Source organism: Kineococcus rhizosphaerae, from assembly GCF_003002055.1.
GTDB lineage: Bacteria > Actinomycetota > Actinomycetes > Actinomycetales > Kineococcaceae > Kineococcus > Kineococcus rhizosphaerae.
Genome location: NZ_PVZF01000009.1, coordinates 146,009 through 168,192, shown reverse-complemented (window position 1 = coordinate 168,192; position 22,184 = coordinate 146,009). Strand labels below are relative to the sequence as shown.

At 76.1% G+C, this 22,184-nt stretch carries 19 protein-coding genes and 1 tRNA gene; 12 read left to right on the top strand and 8 right to left on the bottom strand.

The features are described from left to right. Nucleotides 1–77: 77 nt before the first annotated feature. The 4 genes from CLV37_RS17910 to CLV37_RS17895 all read left to right on the top strand — a co-directional run bounded on the left by CLV37_RS17910 (nucleotide 78) and on the right by CLV37_RS17895 (nucleotide 8,119). Nucleotides 78–1,745, top strand: a complete 1,668-nt coding sequence (locus CLV37_RS17910) for a PP2C family protein-serine/threonine phosphatase (RefSeq protein ID WP_106212886.1) — start codon at nucleotides 78–80, stop codon at nucleotides 1,743–1,745. 88 nt (nucleotides 1,746–1,833) lie between these two features. Further along, entirely contained in the window at nucleotides 1,834–5,568 is a 3,735-nt protein-coding gene (locus tag CLV37_RS27730) for a hypothetical protein (protein ID WP_106212884.1), read from the top strand. Then, complete coding sequence (locus CLV37_RS17900) at nucleotides 5,565–5,768, top strand: hypothetical protein (protein WP_106212882.1); 204 nt, start codon at nucleotides 5,565–5,567, stop codon at nucleotides 5,766–5,768. Before CLV37_RS27730 ends, CLV37_RS17900 begins: the two co-directional genes overlap by 4 nt. 257 nt (nucleotides 5,769–6,025) lie before the next feature. Beyond that, nucleotides 6,026–8,119 carry a putative bifunctional diguanylate cyclase/phosphodiesterase gene (locus CLV37_RS17895; protein WP_146149466.1) on the top strand — a complete coding sequence of 698 codons (2,094 nt, stop codon included), beginning with the start codon at nucleotides 6,026–6,028 and terminating at the stop codon, nucleotides 8,117–8,119. 2 nt (nucleotides 8,120–8,121) lie between these two features. Here CLV37_RS17895 and CLV37_RS17890 read toward each other — a convergent pair whose 3' ends face one another. From CLV37_RS17890 to CLV37_RS17870, 5 genes are all read right to left on the bottom strand, one after another. Then, a complete protein-coding gene (locus tag CLV37_RS17890) occupies nucleotides 8,122–8,793 on the bottom strand; it encodes an SAF domain-containing protein (RefSeq protein WP_106212877.1) in 672 nt (223 codons plus the stop codon). A gap of 110 nt (nucleotides 8,794–8,903) precedes the next feature. Continuing rightward, nucleotides 8,904–9,230: an FmdB family zinc ribbon protein gene (locus CLV37_RS17885; RefSeq protein ID WP_106212875.1), complete on the bottom strand. Its 327-nt coding sequence runs from the start codon at nucleotides 9,228–9,230 to the stop codon at nucleotides 8,904–8,906. Nucleotides 9,231–9,360: 130 nt separating this feature from the next. Then, nucleotides 9,361–10,851 (bottom strand): potassium/proton antiporter, encoded by a 1,491-nt coding sequence (locus CLV37_RS17880; RefSeq protein ID WP_106212873.1) that lies wholly within the window; start codon nucleotides 10,849–10,851, stop codon nucleotides 9,361–9,363. 46 nt (nucleotides 10,852–10,897) lie between these two features. After that, entirely contained in the window at nucleotides 10,898–11,860 is a 963-nt protein-coding gene (locus CLV37_RS17875) for a glycosyltransferase family 2 protein (protein ID WP_106212871.1), read from the bottom strand. 106 nt (nucleotides 11,861–11,966) lie between these two features. Further along, nucleotides 11,967–12,599 carry a 5-formyltetrahydrofolate cyclo-ligase gene (locus CLV37_RS17870; protein ID WP_211298748.1) on the bottom strand — a complete coding sequence of 211 codons (633 nt, stop codon included), beginning with the start codon at nucleotides 12,597–12,599 and terminating at the stop codon, nucleotides 11,967–11,969. Between the two features lie 167 nt (nucleotides 12,600–12,766). Here CLV37_RS17870 and galU point away from each other — a divergent pair, with 167 nt between their 5' ends. From galU to CLV37_RS17830, 8 genes are all read left to right on the top strand, one after another. Then, nucleotides 12,767–13,705, top strand: a complete 939-nt coding sequence (galU, locus tag CLV37_RS17865; RefSeq protein WP_106212869.1) for a UTP--glucose-1-phosphate uridylyltransferase GalU — start codon at nucleotides 12,767–12,769, stop codon at nucleotides 13,703–13,705. Nucleotides 13,706–13,723: 18 nt separating this feature from the next. Beyond that, complete coding sequence (gene glp / locus CLV37_RS17860) at nucleotides 13,724–15,010, top strand: molybdotransferase-like divisome protein Glp (RefSeq protein ID WP_106212866.1); 1,287 nt, start codon at nucleotides 13,724–13,726, stop codon at nucleotides 15,008–15,010. Beyond that, nucleotides 15,007–15,501, top strand: coding sequence for a cyclic pyranopterin monophosphate synthase MoaC (gene moaC, locus CLV37_RS17855; protein ID WP_106212864.1), 495 nt, complete (start codon nucleotides 15,007–15,009; stop codon nucleotides 15,499–15,501). The genes glp and moaC overlap by 4 nt, the downstream gene beginning before the upstream one ends. Further along, nucleotides 15,491–15,991 (top strand): MogA/MoaB family molybdenum cofactor biosynthesis protein, encoded by a 501-nt coding sequence (locus CLV37_RS17850; protein ID WP_106212862.1) that lies wholly within the window; start codon nucleotides 15,491–15,493, stop codon nucleotides 15,989–15,991. Before moaC ends, CLV37_RS17850 begins: the two co-directional genes overlap by 11 nt. Next, nucleotides 15,988–16,584 (top strand): GNAT family N-acetyltransferase, encoded by a 597-nt coding sequence (locus CLV37_RS17845; RefSeq protein WP_106212860.1) that lies wholly within the window; start codon nucleotides 15,988–15,990, stop codon nucleotides 16,582–16,584. Before CLV37_RS17850 ends, CLV37_RS17845 begins: the two co-directional genes overlap by 4 nt. Before the next feature lie 101 nt (nucleotides 16,585–16,685). Beyond that, entirely contained in the window at nucleotides 16,686–17,438 is a 753-nt protein-coding gene (locus tag CLV37_RS17840; protein ID WP_106212858.1) for a hypothetical protein, read from the top strand. Nucleotides 17,439–17,522: 84 nt separating this feature from the next. Then, nucleotides 17,523–17,595: transfer RNA gene (locus CLV37_RS17835), tRNA-Ala, on the top strand. A gap of 260 nt (nucleotides 17,596–17,855) precedes the next feature. Then, the gene (locus CLV37_RS17830; RefSeq protein WP_106212856.1) at nucleotides 17,856–19,400 is read left to right on the top strand and encodes a sugar transferase; all 1,545 of its coding nucleotides are present in this window, start codon (nucleotides 17,856–17,858) and stop codon (nucleotides 19,398–19,400) included. A 27-nt stretch (nucleotides 19,401–19,427) separates the two neighbouring features. On the opposite strand, the gene CLV37_RS17825 is transcribed toward CLV37_RS17830, so the two are convergent. The 3 genes from CLV37_RS17825 to CLV37_RS17815 form a co-directional block, all read right to left on the bottom strand. Further along, on the bottom strand, nucleotides 19,428–20,636 hold the full coding sequence (locus tag CLV37_RS17825) for a right-handed parallel beta-helix repeat-containing protein (protein WP_106212854.1): 1,209 nt from the start codon (nucleotides 20,634–20,636) through the stop codon (nucleotides 19,428–19,430). Nucleotides 20,637–20,761: 125 nt separating this feature from the next. Further along, the gene (locus tag CLV37_RS28900) at nucleotides 20,762–21,262 is read right to left on the bottom strand and encodes an acyltransferase (protein WP_281260549.1); all 501 of its coding nucleotides are present in this window, start codon (nucleotides 21,260–21,262) and stop codon (nucleotides 20,762–20,764) included. A 21-nt stretch (nucleotides 21,263–21,283) separates the two neighbouring features. Beyond that, on the bottom strand, nucleotides 21,284–22,138 hold the full coding sequence (locus CLV37_RS17815) for a glycosyltransferase (protein ID WP_106213130.1): 855 nt from the start codon (nucleotides 22,136–22,138) through the stop codon (nucleotides 21,284–21,286). Nucleotides 22,139–22,184: the final 46 nt, after the last annotated feature.

Here is a 22,184-nt window from a genome sequence, read left to right as displayed (position 1 = left end):
TGTGACACCTCGGGGCCCGGGGATGACAAGGTGTGAGCCGACCCGCCGGTGATCGCCACCGGTGCGCGGACGAGGGGGTGGCGGACCTGGTGGCCGTGACCAGCGCGTGGCACCGCCTCATGACCCGCACGTCGCTGCAGCGGCGCGTCTCGGTCATGGGCGGGGCGTTCCTCGTGATCGTCCTCGTCCTGACCGTCCTGCTGCTGGGCAGCGCCCTGCGGGGAGCGCAGAACGAGGCCGCCGAGACCTCCAGCGCGGCAGGTCGGCTGGTCGAGCAGGTGGACGCCCTGCAGCGGACCATGGTCGAGGCCCAGTCGACCCACCAGCTCTACATCACGGCCTCCACCCTGGACCGGCTGCGGACCCAGGGTGCGGCGCGCCGGGAGCTGCTGCAGAAGTACGACGACACCCGTGCGGTGCTGGTGGCCGCCGCCGGGCGCGAGGAGAACCCCGTCGTGCGCCAGGAGCTGGAGGTCGTGCTGGCCGACGCCGCGGACTGGCGCGCCCAGGTCGACGCGCAGGGCGACTACAAACAGAGGGCGGACGCTCAGGGGCTGAGCGATTCCATCGCCGACGAGCCCGCGGCCGCCGCCTTCTTGACCTTCTACCGCGACCTGGACCCCCTGCACACCACGCTCAGGACCCTGCAGGACCGTGAGCGCGACCAGGCCGTGGCGGAACGCAACCGTGCGCGCGAGATCCAGTTCGTCGTCGCCGCCGTCTCCCTGCTCCTGGTCCCCGCGGTGCTCTACCTGGTCCGCCGCTGGGTCATCCACCCGCTCGGGTCGCTGTCTGAGCAGCTGCTCCGGGTCGGCGGCGGCGACCTGCAGACCCCGGTCTCGCTGCCCGGCCCGCCCGAGCTGGCCGCCGTCGCCGCCTCGGCCGAGACGATGCGCCGGCGCATCCTCGACGAGCTCGCCGACGCCGTCTCGGCGCGCGAGGCCCTCCAGCAGGGGCAGCCCCTGGTGGCGGAGGTCCGCGACCAGCTGACCGCGCACGACCTGCCCGTCGTGCCCGGGTGGTCCTCGGCGGCCGCGCTGCGCCCGGCCGAGGGGTTGCTGGCGGGGGACTGGTACGACGTGCTGCCCCTGAAGGACGGCCGGTTCGCGGTCGTCGTGGCCGACGTGTCCGGCCACGGCGCCCGGGCCGGCATCGTCGCCATCCAGCTCAAGCGGCTCCTGGAGGCCGCGCTGCACCTGGCCCCCGAACCGGACCTGGCGCTGGCGATGGCCGCGCGCGTGTTCTCCGACGAGGCCGAGCGGTTCGCCAGCTGCGTGGTCGTGGTCGTCGACCCGGACTCGGGCACGGTCACGTACGCCAACGCCGGGCACCCGGCGCCGCTGGTGCTGCGCGCCGACGACGGCGACGGGGTGCGGGTGGTCACCGAGCTCGAGCCCACCGGCCCCCTGCTGTCCTGGTTGCACCTCGACGAGCCGGGCAGCTGGCGGACGCGGACCGCCTCCCTGGCCCCCGGATCGCTGCTCGTCGTGTTCACCGACGGGCTCACCGAGGCCCGTCCCACGGGCAGCACGGACGAGCTGGGCATCGCGGGCGTCCTCAAGGCGCTGGGACGGCTGCCGGAGCTGACCCCGCAGGCCCTCGTCGACGAGGCGCTCGACGTGGCGCGGCGCCACAGCGGCGGCCGGGCCCGCGACGACGTCACCCTCGTGGCGTTCTCGCGCGGGCAGGGCCCCGCCCGGGTCGTGCCCTCGATGCGCGACGGGGCCAGCGAGACCCTGGGCTGAGCCGGCCCCGCCGGGCCCTTCGCCCGGGCGGGTGCCGGCCGGTCGCGCCTGACCGGATCACCGGTCCGCGACGCCTAACCTTGGAGGCGTGACGTCTTCTGCCGCGACCGGTCCCGACTCCACGCGGCGGCGCTGGTGGGCGGAGGCGCAGGCCCTGGGGGGCACGTCCGCGCTGCTGGACTGCCCCGTGGGGACGGACGCCGTGCTGGACCTGACCACCGCCCACCCCTCCGGCCTGGCCCAGCTGCTCGCGGGCGGGCCCGCCCCGCTGAGCAGCCTCGTGCGCGAGTCCGGGGCGTTCACCGAGGCCCGGCGCCGTGCCCGCACCACCCACCGGCTCGCGGGGGCGCTGCTGGCGCAGCGGGGCACGCGGTCGCTGGCCGTGGCCGTCGGCACCGCCGGCTGGTCGCTGGCCGAGGAGGCCGACGCGCGCGAGCTGGCCGAGGCGGTCCTCCCGTCGACCCTGCGCGCGCCGCGGCGCACGCCCGTCCTGCTGCGCCGCTGCACCCTGACGCCGGCGACCGAGGCCCTCGACGACTTCGTGGTGCAGCTGGCGCCGGAGGTCATCGTCAACCCCGTCCTGGTGCGGGTCGTGCGCAGCGAGCTCGGCGTCGACCTCGACACCCGGCGCATCGCCACCGCCGTGGGGGCCCACTGGGGCTTCGACCCCAACCCGGCGATGGACGAGCTGCGCCGCCAGCTCACCGGCGTGCGCGGTCTGCGGGTCGAGCGCCGGCTGCTGCTGGGCACCTTCGCCGACCCCGGCGCCGACCTGCTGGCCGACCTGCGCCGGCGGGGGGCGCTCGCGCGCGAGCACCGGGTCGTGGCGGCCATCGCCGAGCAGCGCGCCGTGGCCGCGCCGCCCCCGCTGGCCGGGGACGAGCGGGTGCCGCCCGCCGCCGAGGGGTTCTGCCTGGACCCGGCGCAGCGGCAGGCCGTCGAGGCCGTCCTGGCCGGGCACGACCTGCGGCTGCACGCCCCCACGGGCACCGGAGCGACCCAGGTGGCCGCGGCCGTCGTCGCCTCCGAGGTCGCCGCCGGTCGCCGGGTCCTGCTGGTCGCCGACTCCGCCGCCGACCGCCGCGCCGTCGACGAGCGCTTGCGCGACAACGGGTTCGGGCGCCTGCTGCTGCACCTGGTCGCCGACCTGGACGACTCGGCCGACGACGCCGGCCTGCAGCGGGCGGCGGCGCGCCGCGAGCTCGAGGCCCGCTGCTTGACCGACCGGACCCCGGGCGCCGACCCCGACGTCGGCGGCCCGGCCACCGTGCTCGACGAGCACGCCCGCGCGCTGCACCGGTTGCGCGAACCGTGGGCCGTCAGCGCCGCCGAGGCCGTGGAGGCGCTGCTGACGCTGGCCGAACGGCCCCAGCCCCCCACGACCAGCCGCCGGCTGCGCGGGCAGGCCCTCACGGCCTGCTCGCGCGAGGACCTCGCCCACTGGCAGGACGCGGTCGTCGAGGCCGTCGAGCTCGGGGCCTTCACCGTCGGGCCCGGCACCACGCCGTGGGCGGGCGCGGCCCTGCGCACGCCCGAGGCGGCGGCCCGGGCCCTGGGCCGGGTCGAGGACCTCCTGGGCCAGCGGCTGCCCGCCCTGCGGGCCCTGCTGGCGACCGTCTGCGACGCGGCGGGGCTGCGGGGAGCGGCCTCGGTGGCCGAGGCCGTCGACCGCACGGACCTGCTCGCCGGCGTGCGCGCCACCGTCGACCGCTTCGGCCCGGAGGTCTTCGCGCAGTCGCTGGGGGACGTGGCCGCGGCCACGGCCACCGCGCAGTGGCGGCGCGAGCACGAGGTGCGCCAGGGCTGGGTGCGCCGCTGGCGGCTGCGGCGCGAGGCCCGGGCCCTGCTGCGCCCGGAGGTCAGCGCCGAGGACCTGCCGACCCTGCACGACTGGCTGCAGGCCGCCCGCTCCCAGCGGCTGCGCTGGCAGCGCGTGTCGGTGCGGGACAACGCCCCCCGCGTCCCCGACGACCTCGACGCCCTCGCCGCGGCCGTGGACGCCGTCCGGCACGAGCTGACCGAGCTCGCCCTGGTCCTGCCCGAACGCACCTGGACCGGGCTCGGGGCGGCGTCGCTGCTGGAGGTCCAGCTGCCCGAGCTCACCACGCTGCTGCGGGCGCTCGCGGCCGACGCGGCGGCGCTGGAGCCCCTGCCGCGGCGCACCGTGCTGCTCGAGGAGCTCGAGGCGGCCGGCTGGGACGGCCTGCTGGAGGACCTGCGGGCGCGCTGGACGGGCCCCGGCAGCCTGCACCTGCCCTCGGAGGTCGAAGCGGCCTGGTGGTCGGGCGTCCTGGACGCCGTCTCCATGGTCGACCCGCTGGTCGGGACGGGGGAGGCGGCCGCGCTGCGCTCGGCGCGCCACGAGCTGCAGCTCGCCGTGGCGGCCCGGCGCCGGGTGCGGGCCGCGGCGGTGCGGGCCGACCTCGACGCCCGGGCCAGGACCTCCGACGCGGACCTGCTGCCCGTCACGGCGCTGTCCACCGCCGGGGTGGCCGCCCTGGCCGAGCGGGTCGAGGACGCCGACCTGCTCGTCGTCCTCGGGGCGCAGGCCACGACGACGTCCTCGGCGCTGCCGGCGCTCTCGCGCGGCGTGCGCGTCCTCGTCGTCGGTGACCCCGACCTGCCCGGCCCCGCCGACGTGGCGACCGCCCGGGACGAGCAGTCGCCGTCCCGGCCGGTGGCCCAGAGCCTGTTCGCCGACGTCGGGGCCGTGCTGCCCACGCTGCGGCTGGACCGTCAGCACGCCCTCCTGGACGACACCCTGCTGTCGGCCGTCCCGGTGCCCGTGGCCGAGACGTCGCTGCCCGGCCCGGGCCGCGACGGACGCGCCACCGCCCGCACGTCCGACCGGCCGCCGGGAGCCCGGCGGGGTCCGGACGCCCTGGTGGACCTGGTGCTGGACACGGCCCTGGCCGCGCTGCGCGCCCACCCGGAGGAGTCGCTGGGGATCGTCGTGCCCGACGCGGCCGGCGCCGAGCTGCTCGCCGACACCGTCCGGCGGCAGGCGCTGGAGGAGGAGCTCCCGCTGGCCGTCGGCCGTGAGCCCCTGCTCGTCGGCACCCCCGTGCGCTGGACCGGTGAACGCCGCGACCACGTCCTCGTCGTCACCGACGCCGTGCTGAACGGCCCGGCCCTGGGCGCTGCGGGCGAGGGCGGCGACGGCGTCCCCACGGGGCGGGCCGAGGCGTGGATGGCGTTGACGCGCAGCCGGTTGCGCACGACGCTCGTGCTCGACGACTCCGGCTGGAGCGCCGGGCGCACCGGCGAGGACGACCTCGCCGACGGCCGGGACCTGCTCGCCCGCACGGCCGTCGCCTGGGAGCGCGACGAGCTGCTGGCCGAGGAGCCGGGCGGGTCGGCGCCGGACCGCCCGGGGGCCGACGCGGTCGTGCGGGCGCTCGCCGCGGCCTGCCGCCGCGTGGGCCTGCCCGTGGAGTGCGAGGTCGGCGCGTCGCACCGCCTGGCGCTCGTCGTGCGCGACGAGCGGGCCCGCGCCGGCGTCGGGCCGGCCCTGGCCGTCGAGCTCGACGACGCGGCCTGGGCCGCGGGTGACGTCGTGGACCGTGAGGTCGACGGCCCCACCGAGCTCGAGCGCCGCGGCTGGCGCTACGTGCGGGTCCTGACGGCCGACGTGTTCGCCGACGCGGACGCCGAGGCGGGCCGTCTCGCCGCGCTGTGGCGGGACACGCTGGCCGACGCCGGTCACGAGCTGCCGTGGGTCGTCGACCTCGACCGGGCCGGACCCGCGGAGCCCGCCGACGGGGCGGTGGACGTGCGGGACGAGGACCGCACGCCCGTGCCGGCCGAGGCGGACGCGTCGTGAACGCCCGCGAGACAGGACCCGCCGCGGGACCCGCCGCGGGGCCCGTTCCCGAGCCGGCTCCCGAGCCCGAGGAGGAGCGCGAGGTGTCCCTGGAGGACGAGCGGTCCGCCGACGACCGGGACGAGGGCTGGGGCGAGCGGTCCGGGTCGGGCTTCGACGACGACTGGTACCTGTCCCAGCGCCCTCCGCACTGGGACTGACCCCGGGCGCGGCGGGGCCTCCGCAGGGCGACGACCCACTGAGGGTGACGAAAGTGTTGCCGTCGGACACAAGATGCTGACTGAAGGTTCAACCAGAATCACTCTGGGTCGAAAGTTCGAACTCCACCCGCGGCAAGCCTTCTGCCGTGCGCGTCACCCACCCCATGATGGGCGCGGAACCTCGACCGGTGTCCCCCGGTGGGGGGCCTGCGGCAGGTCCCGGCAGGCCCTCGGGCTCGGTGACGGAAGGGGTGGGGATGCAGCGCTCGGCGACCGCGCCCGCGGCCCCACGGCGACGCTCCCGCCCCGCCGGTCAGGCCCGCCCCGACGGTCGGCCCCGCGTCCCGGCGCTCACCGACCTGCCCGCCGCCGTCGCCGGCGCGGTGGCGGTCGCGCTGCTCGTCGCGGCGGGCGCGGCGGCGCTCGCCGCCCCCTCGCCGTGGCCGGTCTCCTCCTCCGCGCTCGTGCTGGCCCTCGTCGTCCTCGCCGCCGAGTCCCGGCCCGTCACGGCCCGCACCGGGGGGCGCGGGGAGGCGCTGCCGCTGTCCTGGGGCTTCCTGGTCGCCCTGGTGGCGCTCGGCCCCCTCTGCCTGGCCCTCCTGGTGCGCCTGGTCCCGGCGGTCGTGCGCGACGTGCGCCGCGGAGCCGGGCCGCTGGCCGTCGTCGTGGGAGCCGGCACCTCGGTCGCCGGGGTCCTGACCTGCGCCCTGGTCCTCACCGGGCTCCTCGGGGCGGGCACGACGACCGGGCCGGCGCTGCCGGACGCCGGCCGGTGGCCCGCCGTCCTGGCCGCCGCGGTCGCGGGCTCGCTCGTGCAGTGCTGGGCCGTCCTCGCCGGCTGGCGCCTCCTCGAGCGCGCCCCCCGGTCCCTGGTGCGTCCCGGACCGTCCTCGGGTCTCCTGCTGGTCCTGGCCGTCGTCGCCTCCGCCCCGGTCGTGGCCGTCAGCGCCGAGGGTGGCCCCTGGCTGCTGCTGCTGGTCTGCGTCCCGCTGGGCGCCGTCCTCGTCGGTGCCGCCGCCGCCCGCCGGCACGAGCGCAGCGCGGTGGTCGACGACCTCACCGGGCTGCCCAACCGCGACGCCCTGCTGGGGGCCACCTCCCGCGCTCTGCGGGGGGCCGCCCGCGCCGGGACCGGGCCGGGGCTGCTGGTCGTCGACCTCGACCACTTCAAGGACGTCAACGACACCCTGGGGCACCCCGTCGGCGACGCCCTCCTGCGGGAGGTCGGCGAACGGCTCGTCGCGCAGGCCCCGGCCGGGGCCGTCGTCGCCCGGCTCGGCGGGGACGAGTTCGGCCTCCTCGTCGCCGACGGGCTCGAGGCCGAGGGGCTCGCGCTGGCCGTGGTCGAGGAGATGTCCCGGCCGCTGCGGGTGGGGGACCTGCAGGTGCTGCTGCCGGCCAGCGTGGGGGTGGCCCTGGCGCCCGAGCACGGGACGAGCGCGCCGTCGCTGCTGCGCAGCGCCGACGTCGCCCTCTACCAGGCCAAGCGGGTCCGGGGCCGGGCGTGCACCTACGCCGGGCCCCGCGACGGGAACTCCGTCGAGCGGCTGCGGCTGCTCGGCGACCTCGGCCGCGCCCTCGACCGGGGTGAGCTCTTCGTGCGCTACCAGCCGCAGGTCGACCCGCGCACGGGGGTCGTCGTGGGCGCGGAGGCGCTGGTGCGCTGGTGGCACCCCGACCTCGGGGCCGTCGCGCCCGACCGGTTCATCCCGCTCGCCGAGCAGTCCGGCCTGGTCGAGGGGGTCACGGCCGTCGTGCTCGACCAGGCCCTGGCCGACGTCGGGCGCTGGCGCGCCGAGGGGCACCGGCTCACCGTGTCGGTGAACCTGTCGGCCCGGCTGCTCACCGACCACGACCTGCCCACGCTCGTCGCCGACGGACTGCGCCGGCACCGCGTGGACGCCTCCGCCGTCGTCCTCGAGATCACCGAGACGGGCATCGTCTCCGACCCCGCGCGCGCCCGCCTCGTCGTGCGCCGCCTGCGGGCCCTCGGGTGCGCCGTGGCCGTCGACGACTACGGCACCGGCCACTGCTCGCTGACCTACCTCACCGACCTCGAGGTCGACGAGCTGAAGATCGACCGCAGCTTCGTGACCGGGATGACCCGGGACCGGGCCCGGGCCGTCATCGTCCGCTCGACCATCCAGATGGCCCGCGAGCTCGGGCTGCGGGTGGTCGCCGAGGGGGTGGCCGACGCGGGCACCCAGCGCGTCCTGGCCGCCCTCGGCTGCCACAGCGCGCAGGGCGAGCACGTCGGTGACCCCATGACCGCCGGCGCCGTGCTCGGCCTCCTGCGCGCCCAGGGCCGGCCGGCCGCGGCCGTGCCCTCGTCCCGCACCGGCAGCGACTGACCTCACGAGCGCACCGTCAGCACGGTGTGCCCCGCCGCGGCGGCCAGCCGCGCGGCCGTGGCCGCGTCGACCGCCACCAGCACGGACGCCCCCGGCGACGACGGGGAGCCGGGCACCCCGAGCGGGCCCGAGGCGTCCGCCGGCGCCGGGACGCGCAGGACCACGACGTCCACGGCGATCCGGTCCGCCCCCGTCGCCGCACCCGTGAGGGGGTCCTCGGTGCGCGCCAGCACGTCCACGCGGGTCCCCGCGGCGAGCGAGGGGAGCAGGGCCGGGTCGCCGACGTCCACGGTCGTGGCGACCGTCCCCGCCGGTTGCCCCGTCAGCAGCGGACCCGCGGTGGTCCGGGTGTCGGTGAGGACCTCCCCGCGGCGCACGGGGGAGGCCAGCACGGCGCCGACGACCGCGCCGGGCGTGAGCAGGCCGTCCGGCAGCGAGTCGGCGGGACGGTCGGCGCGTTCGACGTCCGCCGCGGTGAGCACCGCTCCCGTCGGCAGGTCGCGCGCGGCGACCAGCACCGCGTCGAGTTCGGGGGCGGACGGCGCCAGCGCGGAGACCGCCACCCCGCCGGCGGCGGCCACCAGCCCCGCCGAGGCCCAGCGGCGGCCCAGCCGCCGGCGACGGCGGTCGAGGGGACCCAGCGGGGCGGGCGGAGCGGTCGCGATCTCGGGCACGCCCGGACGCTAGGCGCGACCGGCGGCCGCCGGGGCCCGCGCCCGACCCGGCTGTGGACGACACGCCGTCCCGGCGGCCTGTGGACACCGGGACGTCACGGGCGGGCGGCTCAGGCGGCGGAGGTGGACCCGCTCGAGCCGGCGGAGGAGCTCGACGAGGAGCTGGAGGAGCTCGACGAGGAGCCGGACGAGGCCGCCGGGGCGGACTCCTTCTTCGCGGCGGGCGTCGAGCCCGAGGAGCTCTCCGAGGAGCTGGACGACCCGCGCGAGTCGTTGCGGTAGAACCCGGAGCCCTTGAAGACGATGCCGACGTTGTTGAAGAGCTTGCGCAGCTGACCGGAGCACTCCGGGCAGACCGTCAGGGCGTCGTCGCTGAAGGACTGACGGACCTCGAAGGAGTGTCCGCAGGACTGGCAGGCGTAGGCGTAGGTGGGCACCTGTTCTCCGCAATCTCCTGGACCCCGACTGGCACTCGGGGTGTTCGAGTGCCAATGGTACTCGGCGCGCGCCACCCCCGTGGGCCCAGCGCACCCGCCGCTCCTGCGCCCGGGCGGCGGTCGCGGGACCTCAGGTGTCGCGCCACCCGGCGAGCTTGCCGTCCCGGCTGATCGCCTGCAGCCGTTCCTCCACGCGGCGCCGTTCCGCGGTGGAGGTCACGACGAGCAGGTCGTCGCCGCGGCGCAGCACCGTGCGCGGCTGCGGGACGAACGTCGTGCCCTCGCGCGCCACCAGGCTGACGTTGGCGCCCTTGGGCAGCCGCAGCTCGAAGACCTCCACGCCGTGCAGCCGGGACGTGGGCCCCACCCGCACCTGCACGACGTCGGCCGACAACGTCCCCAGCGGCGAGACCTCCACGTCCAGCTCCTGCGTGGGTGCGGCCGAGATCAGCCCGAGGCGACGGGCCAGCGGCGCCAGCGTCGGGGCCTGGACGAGGGTGAAGACCACGACGAGGACCACGACGAGGTCGAAGAGCTGCTCCGAGCCGCTGATGCCGGCCACGACGGGCACGGTGGCCAGCACGACGGGCACCGCCCCGCGCAACCCCGCCCACGACAGGAAGAGCAGCTCGGGCCGCGGCAGCCGGAACCACGCCAGGGCGGCCAGCACCGAGACCGGGCGGGCGAACAGCGTCAGCACCACGCCCACCAGCAGCGCGCCCAGCAGGGCGGCCGGCAGGCGCGAGGGGTCGGCCAGCAGCCCGAGCATGACGAACAGCCCGATCTGGGCCAGCCACCCGAACGCCTCGGCGAAACCCCGCGTCGCCTGCCGGTGCGGCAGCCGCGCGTTGCCCAGGACCAGACCGCACAGGTAGGTCGCGAGGAACCCCGACGCGTGCAGGACGTCGGCGACCGCGAACGCGCCGACGGCCAGTGCCAGCACCGCCACCGGGTACAGGCCCGCGCTCGGCAACGCGGTGCGCCGCAGCAGGAAGGCGCCCGCCGCGCCGACCCCCACCCCGACGGCCGTGCCCAGGGCGAGCTCGAACACGGCCTCGCCCAGGAAGAACCACCACGCGTGGTCGGAGTGCCCGGCCGCGACCTCCGTCAGCGCCAGCACCGCGATGACCACCGGGGCGTCGTTCAGCCCCGACTCGGCCTCCAGGATCCCCGAGAGCCTGCGCGGCAGCGGGACCGAGCGCAGCACCGAGAACACCGCCGCCGCGTCCGTGGAGGACACCACGGCCCCGACCAGGAAGGACACGGGCCAGGACGTGTGCAGCAGCAGGTGCGCGCCGGCCCCCACGACCCCGATCGAGACGGCCGTGCCCACCGTCGCCAGCGCCCCCGCGGGCGCGAGGACCCCGCGGATCGCGTCCCACCGCGTCGTCAGGCCGCCCTCGGCGAGGATCAGGACGAGGGCCCCGTACCCGAGGACCTGGGCGATCTCGGCGTCGGTGAACGGGATGCCCAGGCCGTCCTCGCCCAGGACCAGCCCGAGGGCGAGGTAGAGCAGCAGCGAGGGCAGACCGGTGCGGGTCGAGAGGCGGACCGCCAGCACGGCCAGCAGCAGCACGCCGGAGGCGAGCAGCAGGACGCGGCTGAAGTCCTCCAGGGTCATGGGGCACCGTAGCGCGAGCGGGCCCCGGGGCCCGTCGGGATCGTCCTCAGGACGCGGGCGTCCGCTCGCCCCGCAGGTCCAGGCGGGCCGGCCACCCCTGCCCCCAGTCGGCGCGCTCGTCCCACAGCGGCCGCCAGGTCCGCCCGCGGCCCAGCACGGTCTCCCCGACCGACCGCAGGGCGACGCCGGTGGCCAGCAGCCCGATCCCCAGCCGCGCCCGGGGGGCGGACCAGTGCTTGCGGGCGTACTCGGCCTTGCCGCGCAGCAGGAGCCGCTGCTTGGCCGTCTTCGTGGAGGACGACTTCCCGCCGGCGTGGACGACGACCGCGTCGGGCGTGACCGCGGGGTGGAAGCCGGCGTCGACGGCGCGGCGGTTGAGGTCGGCGTCCTCGCCGTACATGAAGAACTTCTCGTCGAACCCGCCGAGGCGGCGCCAGGTCGGCGTCGTCGTCAGGAGGAACGCGCCGCTGATGATGTCGACGTCGCGGACGCTGTCGCGGTCCCAGCGGCCCAGGGACTCGGGGTCGAAGACGGGGCTGCGCTTGAACGCGGTCGACAGGCCCGTCGCGTAGCAGAACCAGCTCCACAGCGTGGGCTGCGCGAAGCAGCTGGTCAGGGACACCGTCCCGTCCGGGTACAGGACGCGACCGCCGACGACGCCGCGCGTGGGGTCCTCGTCCAGGAACGCCAGCAGCCGGTCCACGGCGTCGGGCAGGACGACGGCGTCGGGGTTGACCAGCAGGACGTGGCGCCCCTCGGCCATCTGCGCCGCGCGGTTCACGCCCGCGGCGAAGCCGAGGTTGTCGGGGTGGAAGTGCACGCGCAGCTCGGGCGTCGTCGCCGCCCGCGCGCGCAGCAGCTCCCGGGTCTGCTCGCCGGAGGCGTTGTCGAAGGCGATGACCTCGAAGGACGCGCTCGGGCGTCCCGCACCGGTCAGGGAGTCCAGGCACTGCGCGATCCACTCGGGCGCGTTGTAGGTGACGATGACGATCGAGACGTCGACGTTCATGCCCGGTCCTCCACAGGTTCCTCTTCAACGGTCCGCAACTCATCGTCACCGTCGACGCGCGCACAGTGAACCACGGAACGTGGGCGGGGGAGGGCCGCCCCGGGGGTCAGGCCGCCAGCCAGAGCCACCGGGTGGGGGTCACCACGGCCTGCACCAGCCGGTCGTGCGGCAGCGTCGGCAGGGGCGCGACCGCGGCGTCGAGCAGCTCCTCGTCGTGCACGACGGCCACGACCGGCACCCGCGCGGGGACCCGTCGCAGCGCGCGGTCGTAGCTGCCGCCGCCCTGCCCGAGCCGGCGGCCGGCGGTGTCGACGGCCAGGGCCGGGACGACGACGAGGTCGGCCGTGGCGATGGCGTGCACCCCCAGGTGGCCGGGGGCGTCGGCGCGGGCCGGGCGCAGGTCCCAGTCGAGGTCGTCGTCGGGCAGCCGGGCCGGCAGCAGGACCTCCACGTCGTGGCGGCGCAGCTCGGCCAGCAGGGCCCGCGTCCCCGGTTCGCCGGGAAGGGAGGAGTACACGGCCACGCGGCGGGCCCCGGCCAGCAACGGGCAGGAGACCAGGACCCGGGCCACCCCGGCGTCGACGGCCGCGGCCGTCTCCTCGTCGCGGGCCCGGCGACGGGCACGGACCCCGCGGCGCAGCGCGCGCTTGCGGGCCTCGACCTCGAGGACGTCGGCGTGCACGCTCAGGGTGTCCGTCGCGACGTCGGCGGGGTGGGGGACGGTGTCTTCGGCGGGCACGGCGGCTCCTGGAGTGCCGGACGGCGCTGACGAGGGGTTTCGGGCGCGTCCTCACCGTCGAGTGTGCCTCCTCGGGCGGGCCGCGCGGAAGGGCCGAACGTCCCCCGCACGGACCACGCGCGACAGCAGGCGGTGCCCGGCCCTGCCCGGGCGGTAGCCTCCGGCGCATGACTGAACGTGACGCGCGTCCGGGCCGCACGGTGCGCAAGGCCGTGATCCCCGCCGCCGGGCAGGGCACCCGCTTCCTGCCGGCCACGAAGGCGATGCCCAAGGAGATGCTGCCGGTGGTCGACACCCCGGCCATCCAGTACATCGTCGAGGAGGCCGTCCGGGCCGGGCTCACCGACGTCCTGATGATCACCGGCCGCAACAAGCGGTCCCTGGAGGACCACTTCGACCGCAACGTCGAGCTCGAGGTCGGCCTCGAGGCCAAGGGGGACCAGGCCAAGCTCGCCCGCGTCCAGGAGTCCACCGACCTCGGTCAGGTCCACTACGTCCGCCAGGGCGACCCCAAGGGCCTCGGGCACGCCGTGGCCGTGGCCGAGCAGCACGTCGGCGACGAGCCGTTCGTCGTCCTCCTCGGCGACGACATCGTCGACCCCCGCGACCCGCTGCTGGACACCATGATCAAGGTCCGCGAGGAGCACGGCGGCAGCGTCGTGGCCTTCATGGAGGTCCCGCGCGACCAGATCCACCTCTACGGCTGCGCCGTCGCCGAGCCCACGGGCCAGGAGGACGTCGTCAAGGTCTCCGGCCTGGTCGAGAAGCCCAAGACCGAGGAGGCCCCCAGCAACCTGGCCATCATCGGCCGCTACCTGCTCGACCCGGCCGTCTTCGCCGTGCTGCGCGAGACCCCGCCCGGCAAGGGCGGTGAGATCCAGCTCACCGACGCCCTGCAGGTGCTCGCCCAGGGCGAGGGCCCGGGCTACGGCGTGCACGGCGTCGTCTTCCGCGGACGCCGCTACGACACCGGCGACAAGCTCGACTACATCAAGGCCGTCGTGCGCCTCGCCAGCGAGCGCGAGGACATCGGCGGCGAGCTGCGCGACTGGCTCGCGGAGTACGTCCGGGACATGCCCGCGCCGGGTGCGGCTGCGCAGGCCTGACGTGACAGTGTTCAGGGTGTGAGCCCCGCTGGTGACACCCTGACCACCGTTGCGGCGCACCGGCAGGCCTGCCTGGACCTGGTGCGGCCGCTGCCGCCCCTCGACCTCGCCCTGCGCGACGCCCTCGGCTGCGTGCTGGCCGAGGACGTCGTCAGCCCGCGACCGCTGCCCGCCTTCGACAACTCCGCCATGGACGGGTACGCGGTCCGGCTGCGCGACGTGGCCGGGGCGAGCGAGGAGCACCCCGTCGGGCTGCCCGTCGTCGGCGACATCGCCGCCGGGCGGCCCGACGCGCTGCGCCTGGTCGGCGGGACCACGGCGCGCATCATGACCGGGGCCCCCGTCCCCCAGGGCACCGAGGCCGTCGTGCCCGTGGAGTGGACCGACCGCGGCGTCGCGCACGTGAGCATCACCCGGGTCCCCGCCGAGGGCCAGCACGTCCGCCGCGCCGGGGAGGACGTCGAGGCCGGCGTGCTCGTGCTGGAGGCCGGGACCCGGCTGGAGCCCCGGCACGTCGGCGTCCTGGCCGCGATCGGCCGGGCCCGGGTGCGCGTGCGGCCCCGGCCCCGCGTCGTCGTCGTGTCCACCGGCACCGAGGTCGTCGAACCGGGCGTGACGCTGGCCCGCGGCCAGCTGCACGACGCCAACGGGTACCTGCTCACCGCCGCGGTCGAGGACCTCGGGGCCCTGGCCTACCGCGTCGGGGTCGTGGCCGACGACGCCCGCGAGCTCGCCGGCGTCCTCGACGACCAGCTCGTGCGCGCCGACGTCGTCGTCACCTCCGGCGGGGTCAGCGAAGGGGCCTACGACACCGTCAAGGAGGTGCTGTCCGCGTCCGGGCAGCACGCCGTGCGGTTCGACCGGATCGCGATGCAGCCCGGCATGCCCCAGGGCTGCGGGACCCTGGGGGAGCAGGCCGTCCCCGTCTTCACGCTGCCCGGGAACCCGGTGAGCTCGTTCGTGTCCTTCGAGGTCTTCGTGCGGCCCGCGCTGCGCCGCATGCTCGGCGACGAGGGCCCGGACCCGCAGCGCCCGCGCGTCACGGCCGTCGCCGGTGCCGGCTGGACGTCACCGCCGGCCAAGGAGCAGTACGTGCGCGCCGCGTGGACGCGCGACGAGCGGGGGCGCTTCGTCGTCGAGCCCGTCTCGGGCCACGGCTCGCACCTGGTGACCGCCCTGGCCCGCGCGACGTGCCTGGCGGTCGTGCCCGTGGGCGTCGGCGTCGTCGAGCCCGGCGACGAGGTCGAGTGCATCCTGCTCGGACCGCTGCCCGCCCCCGCCCCCCGATCCCAGGACACGCCGTGAACGAGCGCCTCACCCACCTCGACGACGCCGGCCACGCCCGGGTGGTCGACGTCTCCGCCAAACCCGTCACGGCGCGCGAGGCCCGCGCCGAGGGCTGGGTGCGCTGCTCGGCGCGGGTGCTGGAGCTCATCGCCGACGGCGGGTTGCCCAAGGGCGACGCCCTGGCCGTGGCGCGGATCGCGGGCCTGCAGGCGGCCAAGCGCACCCCGGACCTCATCCCCCTGGCCCACCCCGTGGCGGTGCACGCCGTCGAGGTCGAGGTCGAACCAGTGCCGGACCCCGACGACCCGCGGGTGCGGATCACCGCCGCGGTGCGCACGGCCGACCGCACGGGCATCGAGATGGAGGCGCTGACGTGCGTCGTCGTCGCCGGCCTCACGTTCGTCGACATGGTCAAGGCCGTCGACCGGCGCACCGTCCTCGACGGCGTGCGCGTGACCGCCAAGAGCGGTGGCCGTTCGGGGGACTGGAGCGTCGACGGTGAGCGCTGAACCCACCGCCCTCGTCGTGACCGTCTCCAACCGGGCCTCGGCGGGGGTGTACGCCGACACGTCCGGCCCGATCGTCGTCGAGGGCCTGCGGGGCATGGGGTTCACCGTCGACGGCCCCGTCGTCGTGCCCGACGGCGACCCCGTCGAGGAGGCGCTGCGGGACGCCGTCGCCGCCGGGTACGACGTCGTGGTCACCAACGGCGGCACGGGGCTCAGCCCCCTGGACCTCACCCCCGAACGCACCCGCCGGGTCGTCGACCACGAGGTCCCCGGCGTGCCGGAGGCGATCCGGGCCGCCGGCGCGGCCGCGGGCGTCCCGACCGCCGTCCTGTCCCGCGGCATCGCGGGGGTCGCCGGGCGCACGTTCGTCGTGAACCTGCCCGGGTCCAGCGGGGGCGCGCGCGACGGCGTCGCCGTCCTCGCGGGGTTCCTGCGGCACGCCGTCGACCAGCTCCACGGCGGCGACCACCCCCGGGTGGTGCGGCCGTGACCGCCGGCTGGCCCGTGGAACTGCGCCGGGGCCCGGTCCGGCTGCGGCCGCTGCGCCGCCGCGACGCCGCGGTGTGGCGTTCGGTGCGCGCCGCGAACGCCTCGTGGTTGCGGCCGTGGGAGGCGACGTCCCCCGAGGGCAGCGGTCCCGCGCCGAGCTTCCCGCAGATGGTCCGGGGTTTCTCCCGCGAGGCCCGCGCCGGGCGCATGCTGCCGTTCGTGGTCGAACTCGACGGGAACCTCGTCGGGCAGATCACCGTCTCGGGGATCACCTGGGGTTCACTGCGCTCGGCCCACGTCGGGTACTGGATCGACCGCCGCGTCGCCGGTCGCGGAACCATCCCCGTGGCGCTCGCCCTCGTGGCCGACCACTGCTTCGGACCCCTTCGGCTGCACCGCATCGAGGTGAACATCCGGCCCGAGAACGCCGCTTCGCTGCGGGTCGCGGAGAAACTCGCGATGCGTGACGAGGGCCTGCGCAAGGCCTACCTGCACATCGACGGTTCGTGGCGCGACCACCGGACCTTCGCCCTCACCGCGGGTGAGGTCCCCGAGGGCGTCCTGGCCCGGTACGAGGCGTCCCGGGCGCGCTGACGCCGCGGCGACGATCCCCCAGGGGTTCCCCACGAATTCAGCGGCGCGACACACCGTCGCGTTGCGCGGTCTGGCCCGGTGTGCGGCCTACCGTTTCGACCGTGCCCGCCAGCAGCCTGATCTTCCTCGTCATCATCGCCCTGGTGGCGGCCCACGTCCTGCCGGACCAGATCCGCAAGCACCGGCGGACGGCCTCGGCGCGCCAGGCGGACCGGGACTCGGACGCGATGCGCGTCGTCGTGCGCCGCGGTGCGGCACCGGTCGGTCAGGCCCTGGCCGCCGCGGCGGTGAACGCGGCCGTGGCGAGTTCCTCGTCGCGCCCGGTCCTGGGCCGTGGCGCCGGTTCCGTTGCGACGCAGGCCGTTCCCGTCAAGCTTCCGCTGAAGCCGCTGCGGCGCAACAACTCCCGGGTGGTCGCCCGGCGCCGTCGCCTGCTCGGCACGATCGCGGCGCTGACCCTACTCGGGTGGGCGCTCGTCGTGGCCGGCCTCGCGCCGTGGTGGTCCGGTGCCGTGCCCACGCTCGGCCTGCTGCTCGTCGTGGGGGCGCTGGGCCGGCACGGGGCGGCGTCGCCCGCTCCGGTCGCGGTCCCGGCGACGGTGGTCCTGCCGGCCGTGCGCCAGCCCCGCGCGGTCTCGGTGCCCGTCCAGCGCGACGAGCGCCCGTCCCCGCTGGCGGGCGACCGCGGGTGGGAGCCCGTCCCCGTGCCGCTGCCCACGTACCTGCTCAAGGACCGGGCCCGGACGTGGGACCCCGTCTCGCCGGCCGTCGCGGCGGCCCGGCTCCTCGAGGCGGACGTCGAGCAGACCCGGGTGATCGACCTGCGCGAGCACGCCCAGGTCGTCAACCAGTAGCGGTGGTCCGCTGCGGGCGCCAGGGCTGGTAACCTCTTCTTCGTCGCCGCGAGTGATCGGGCGGTGAAGTTCGGTCAGCAGCAAGGGGCTGTGGCGCAGCTGGTAGCGCACCTCGTTCGCAACGAGGGGGTCAGGGGTTCGAATCCCCTCAGCTCCACCCTTCGAGAAGGCCCCCACCGGGAGACCGGTGGGGGCCTTCGTCGTTCCCGCTCCTCGCTGCGTTCGTGCCCGTGTCCAGTGCACGCTCGTGTCTCCTGTGTGAGGGGGTTGCGGCGAACGGGTGATGCGAAGCTACGATGTGGCACGCCGACCAACCCATCCGCAGTGATCCCGGGCACCCGGGGTCGTCCGGACGGAGCAGTTGGCCACCCCCACGCCGCCGTGGGTGACCGAACGGCCACGACGCGGGAGGGTTCCATGGCTGCTGAAGAAGTCCGCCTGCTGCCGACGCAGCGACGACGGACCACCATCCACGACACCGCTCCCGGCCCCTCCGGGTTCCTGCCGCCGCTGGGGCGTCCGCCGCAGGCCGCCCGGACCGTGCGCGCGGGCCGCCGGTCCCCGTGGCAGCGCGAGTACGTCCGGACGATCGTCGTCTCGGACGTCGTCGCCGCCCTCCTGGGGGCGCTGCTCGGCTGGGTCGTCCGCTTCGGGGACGCGGGGCTGGGCTCCACCGGCCCCTCGGCCGCGTGGACGATGGTGCTGCTGCCGCCCGTCTGGGTCGTCTCGATGCTGCTGTTCCGGGCCTACGAGCCCCGCTTCCTGGGGGTGGGGTCCGAGGAGTTCCAGCGGGTCCTGCTGGCCGGCACCACCGTCGTGGCCCTCGTCGGGACCGGATCGTGGGCGTTCCAGCTCGACGTCGCCCGCGGGTTCGTCGTCGTCGCCCTGCCGGCCGCCGGCCTGCTGACCGTGGGGGCGCGACTGGCGGTCCGCCGCTACCTGCACCTGCGCCGGGCGGCGGGGGAGTGCATGCAGTCCACGCTGGTCGCGGGGCACCCGCACGCGGTGGCCTCCCTCGTGCGGCAGGTGCGCCGCAACACCGACCACGGGCTGCGCGTCGACGGCGCCTGCACGCCGGGCGGTGAGGCGTCGGCCGAGCTCGAGGCGCTCGGCGTGCCCGTGCTGGGGACCCTGGAGGAGATCGCCGAGGTCGCCCAGGACCTCGACGTCGACGTGGTGGCCACCCTGACCTGCCCCGAGCTGGACGGCCCGGTGCTGCGCACGCTCGGCTGGGAGCTCGAGGGGACCCGGGCCGACCTCGTCGTCGCCCCGGCGCTGACCGACATCGTGGGGCCGCGGGTGGTCATCCGCCCCGTCTCGGGACTGCCGCTGCTGCACGTCGAGCGCCCCGAGCTGCACGGCATCCGCCACGCCGGCAAGGCGCTGTTCGACCGCGGCAGCGCCCTGGCCGGCCTGCTGCTGCTCTCGCCGCTGTTCCTGCTGGTCGCCGTCCTCATCAAGCTGGACTCGCCCGGGCCGGTCTTCTTCCGCCAGACCCGCGTCGGCCGCGACGGCCGCGAGTTCTCCATGGTGAAGTTCCGCTCGATGGTCGTCGACGCGGAGCGGCTGCTCATCGACCTGCGCAACCAGTCCGAGGGCAACGGCCTGCTGTTCAAGATGCACCAGGACCCCCGGGTCACCCGGGTCGGGGCGCGGCTGCGCCGCTACTCCCTGGACGAGCTGCCGCAGCTGTTCAACGTCGTCGGCGGGTCCATGTCGCTGGTCGGCCCGCGCCCGCCGCTGCCGCGCGAGGTCGCCGAGTACGGTGACGACCTGCGGCGCCGGCTGCTCGTCAAGCCCGGGCTGACGGGCCTGTGGCAGGTGTCGGGGCGCTCGGACCTGGACCTGGAGGAGTCGACGCGCCTGGACCTGCAGTACGTCGAGAACTGGTCCCCGGCCTTCGACGTGATGATCCTGGCGAAGACGGCGCAGGCCGTGTTCGGGGGGCGCGGGGCGTACTGAGCCCCGCGCCACCCCCGGCCGTGCCCGTCACCACCGGTCGGCGGTGACCTCCTTGCCGGTCCAGCCCATGGTGTTGCCCGAGACGGTGATGTCCTTGCCGTTCGGCACGATCATGGCGCCGTAGCGGCTGTTGTCGTCGAAGGTGTTGCCGCGCACGACCAGGCCCGAGACGTTCACGTCCCCGCGGACGTTGAGGGTGTACGAGCCGCCGCCGAGGAAGTTCTTCTCGACGAGCACGTTCTTCAGCGCCCGCTGGCCGGTCTCGGTGCCGATCATGACGGCCGAGTTGAGCGGGTCGCCGCCGCTGGAGGGGTCCAGGGTGTTGTGGCGGATCACGACGTTCGCCCCCGACGTCGTCTGCACCGCGTCGGAGTGCAGGCCGTCCGCGCGGGACATGTCGTGGATCCAGGAGTCCTCGATCGTGACGTTCGTGCCGAACCGGGCGCCGTCGGCGGAGCCGTGGACGTTGACCCGTCGCAGCGTGTAGTTCCCCCAGCCGATCCCGACGTCGGTGCCCGTGGCGTCGATCTCGGAGTCCTCGACGACGAAGCCGGTGACCCCGTCGCCGACGTTCACGGCCAGCTGGCGGCCCGGGGCGTGGCAGACGACCTTGCTGTTGCGCACGGTGACGTTGCTGGCCTTCACCACGAGGCAGCCCTTGATCGTCACGCCGTCGAGCACCGTGCCCGCCGTGGTGATGGTCTGGTCGCCGGTCAGGACGCGGGCCGGGTCCGCGCCGCCGCGCAGGCCGGTGGTGAAGGCGCCCGGGCGGCCGTCGCCGTACTGGGTCCGGACGGCCCGGGTCGGGCGCTGCGAGGTGCCGGTGCTGCCGGAACCCAGGGTGGAGGCCGGGTCGACGACGCGCAGGGTCTTGGCGATGCTGCTGCTCGCCTTGCCGCGGGTCAGCCGGGCCGTGAGGCTGATCCTGCCCGAGTAGCCGCTGAGGTCCGCGGCGGCGGAGGAGACCCAGTCGCCGTCGCTGCCGAGCGTGGCGGTCCCGGTGCCGCTGACGGCCTTGCCGCCGACGAGGAAGCTCACCGTGTCGAAGGGCTGCGGGGAGCGCACCGTGAGGGACACGCTGCTCGCGGGGACCCGGGCGTTGTTCACCGACGTGCCGGCGTAGGCGATCCAGGTGCTGGTGCTCGCCGCGTCGGCCGGCAGGGCCGCGGAGCCGATCACGGCGGCGGTGCCGAGCACGGCCAGGGTGGTGCGCAGGGTGCGTCGGGCAGTGAACACGGTGGTGCCTCCGCGGGGGTGCTGTCTCGAAGAACGTGGTGTCCCTCAAGGCATCGGGTCGCGGACCCCGTCACCGCCATCCTCTGCGCGGGTGAGGCGTCAGGGGGACGGCGGATCGCGTTTCGTCACCCTTCGTGCGTGCTCTGCACCATCGGGGGCGTGATCGTCACCGGGTGTTCCGGGGCGGGGGCCCGTTGCTCCGATCGGAGCCGCCCGTAGGGGCCGACCGTGATGCCGGAGCGGATCACGACGGCGGGCGAACCGGCCACGATGGAGGCCGGGGGCACGTCCTTGGTCACCACGGCCCCCGCCGCGACGATCGACCCGTCACCGATCGTGACGCCGGGCAGGACGATGGCCCCGGCCCCGATGAAGCAGTGCCGGCCGATGCGGGTGTGGGTCTTCTTGGCGCGCGTCATGTCGTGCGCCAGGACGATGGCCTCCAGGGCCACGTAGCTGCGTTCGCCCACGTGGACGCCCTGCGGGTACGTCTTGTCGAACCGGGCCGAGAGGCTGAAGGTCGCGGTGGGGTGGATGTCCATGCCCCACACCCGCGTGTAGACCAGCCGCCGGGCGTCGACCAGCACCTTGCGCACGGCGCGGAACCTGTTGAGCGAAGGGGGCACCGTGACTCCTCGGGTCGGTCTTCAGCGGGCGGCCGGGACGCGCGACGTGGTGTCGCGGTCCCAGGCCACGTCGGCACCGGAGGCGAGCCGGTGCCGGGCGCGCAGCCGCGTCACCAGCCCGACCGCGGCGTAGACGGGGACGGCGGGCCACAGGTCGGGGCGGGCGAGCAGGCGTCGACCGGCCGAGGCGGGCGCGGCGCTGCCCGACCCGGTCGCGGCGGCGTGCTCGGCGACGCTGAACCGGGCGCGGGTCTTGATCGCCAGCAGGGCCGCGAGGGTGCGCGGGGGGTGGACCGTGAAGCGGGTGCCGGGCACGCTGACCCGCTCACCGGGCCGGAAGAGCGAGCGCACGAAGGTGTCGTCGCCCGTGGCCGCGGGGAAGCGCCCGAAGCGTTCCCGGCCCCGGCGGGACAGGGCGTAGACGCCGGAGCCGACGAGGTCGTCCGTGACGTAGGGCAGGGCGGTCCACACCGCGTAGTAGGCCCGCACGGGCCAGGAGGACCGCGAGGTGTCCACGTGCAGCGCCGGGGCGGCGGCCTGCGCGGGCCCGGCCCGCAGGACGTCCAGCACGCGCCGCAGGTCGTCGCCGGCGAGGCTGACGTCGGCGTCGACGTACGCGCGCGGGAACGCCGTCGCGCGCTCGTCGCCGAGGTCGAGGGCGTGGGCCTTGCCGGGGGTGGCGGTCTCGACGACCACGACCCCGTGCGCCCGCGCCCGCTCGGCGGTGTCGTCGGTGCAGGCGTTGGCCACGACGACGACCTCGAGGTCGCCGCGGGAGACGTCGAGCAGCCGCAGGCACCGGTCGATCACCGGGCCCTCGTCGTGCGCCGGGATGACAACGCTGCCCGTGAACGCGGGAGGGGAGGCGCTGGTCACGCGCGCACCGTAGCAGCCGGTCACGCGCTGTAGGTAGAACGCGAGC

Excerpts from the sequence above, each read along its gene's own strand:
- CLV37_RS17830 (WP_106212856.1), top strand. The coding sequence starts at position 17,856 with ATGGCTGCTGAAGAAGTCCGCCTGCTGCCGACGCAGCGACGACGGACC.
- CLV37_RS17880 (WP_106212873.1), bottom strand. The coding sequence starts at position 10,851 with ATGACCCTGGAGGACTTCAGCCGCGTCCTGCTGCTCGCCTCCGGCGTG.
- galU (WP_106212869.1), top strand. The coding sequence starts at position 12,767 with ATGACTGAACGTGACGCGCGTCCGGGCCGCACGGTGCGCAAGGCCGTG.
- CLV37_RS17895 (WP_146149466.1), top strand. The coding sequence starts at position 6,026 with ATGCAGCGCTCGGCGACCGCGCCCGCGGCCCCACGGCGACGCTCCCGC.
- CLV37_RS17875 (WP_106212871.1), bottom strand. The coding sequence starts at position 11,860 with ATGAACGTCGACGTCTCGATCGTCATCGTCACCTACAACGCGCCCGAG.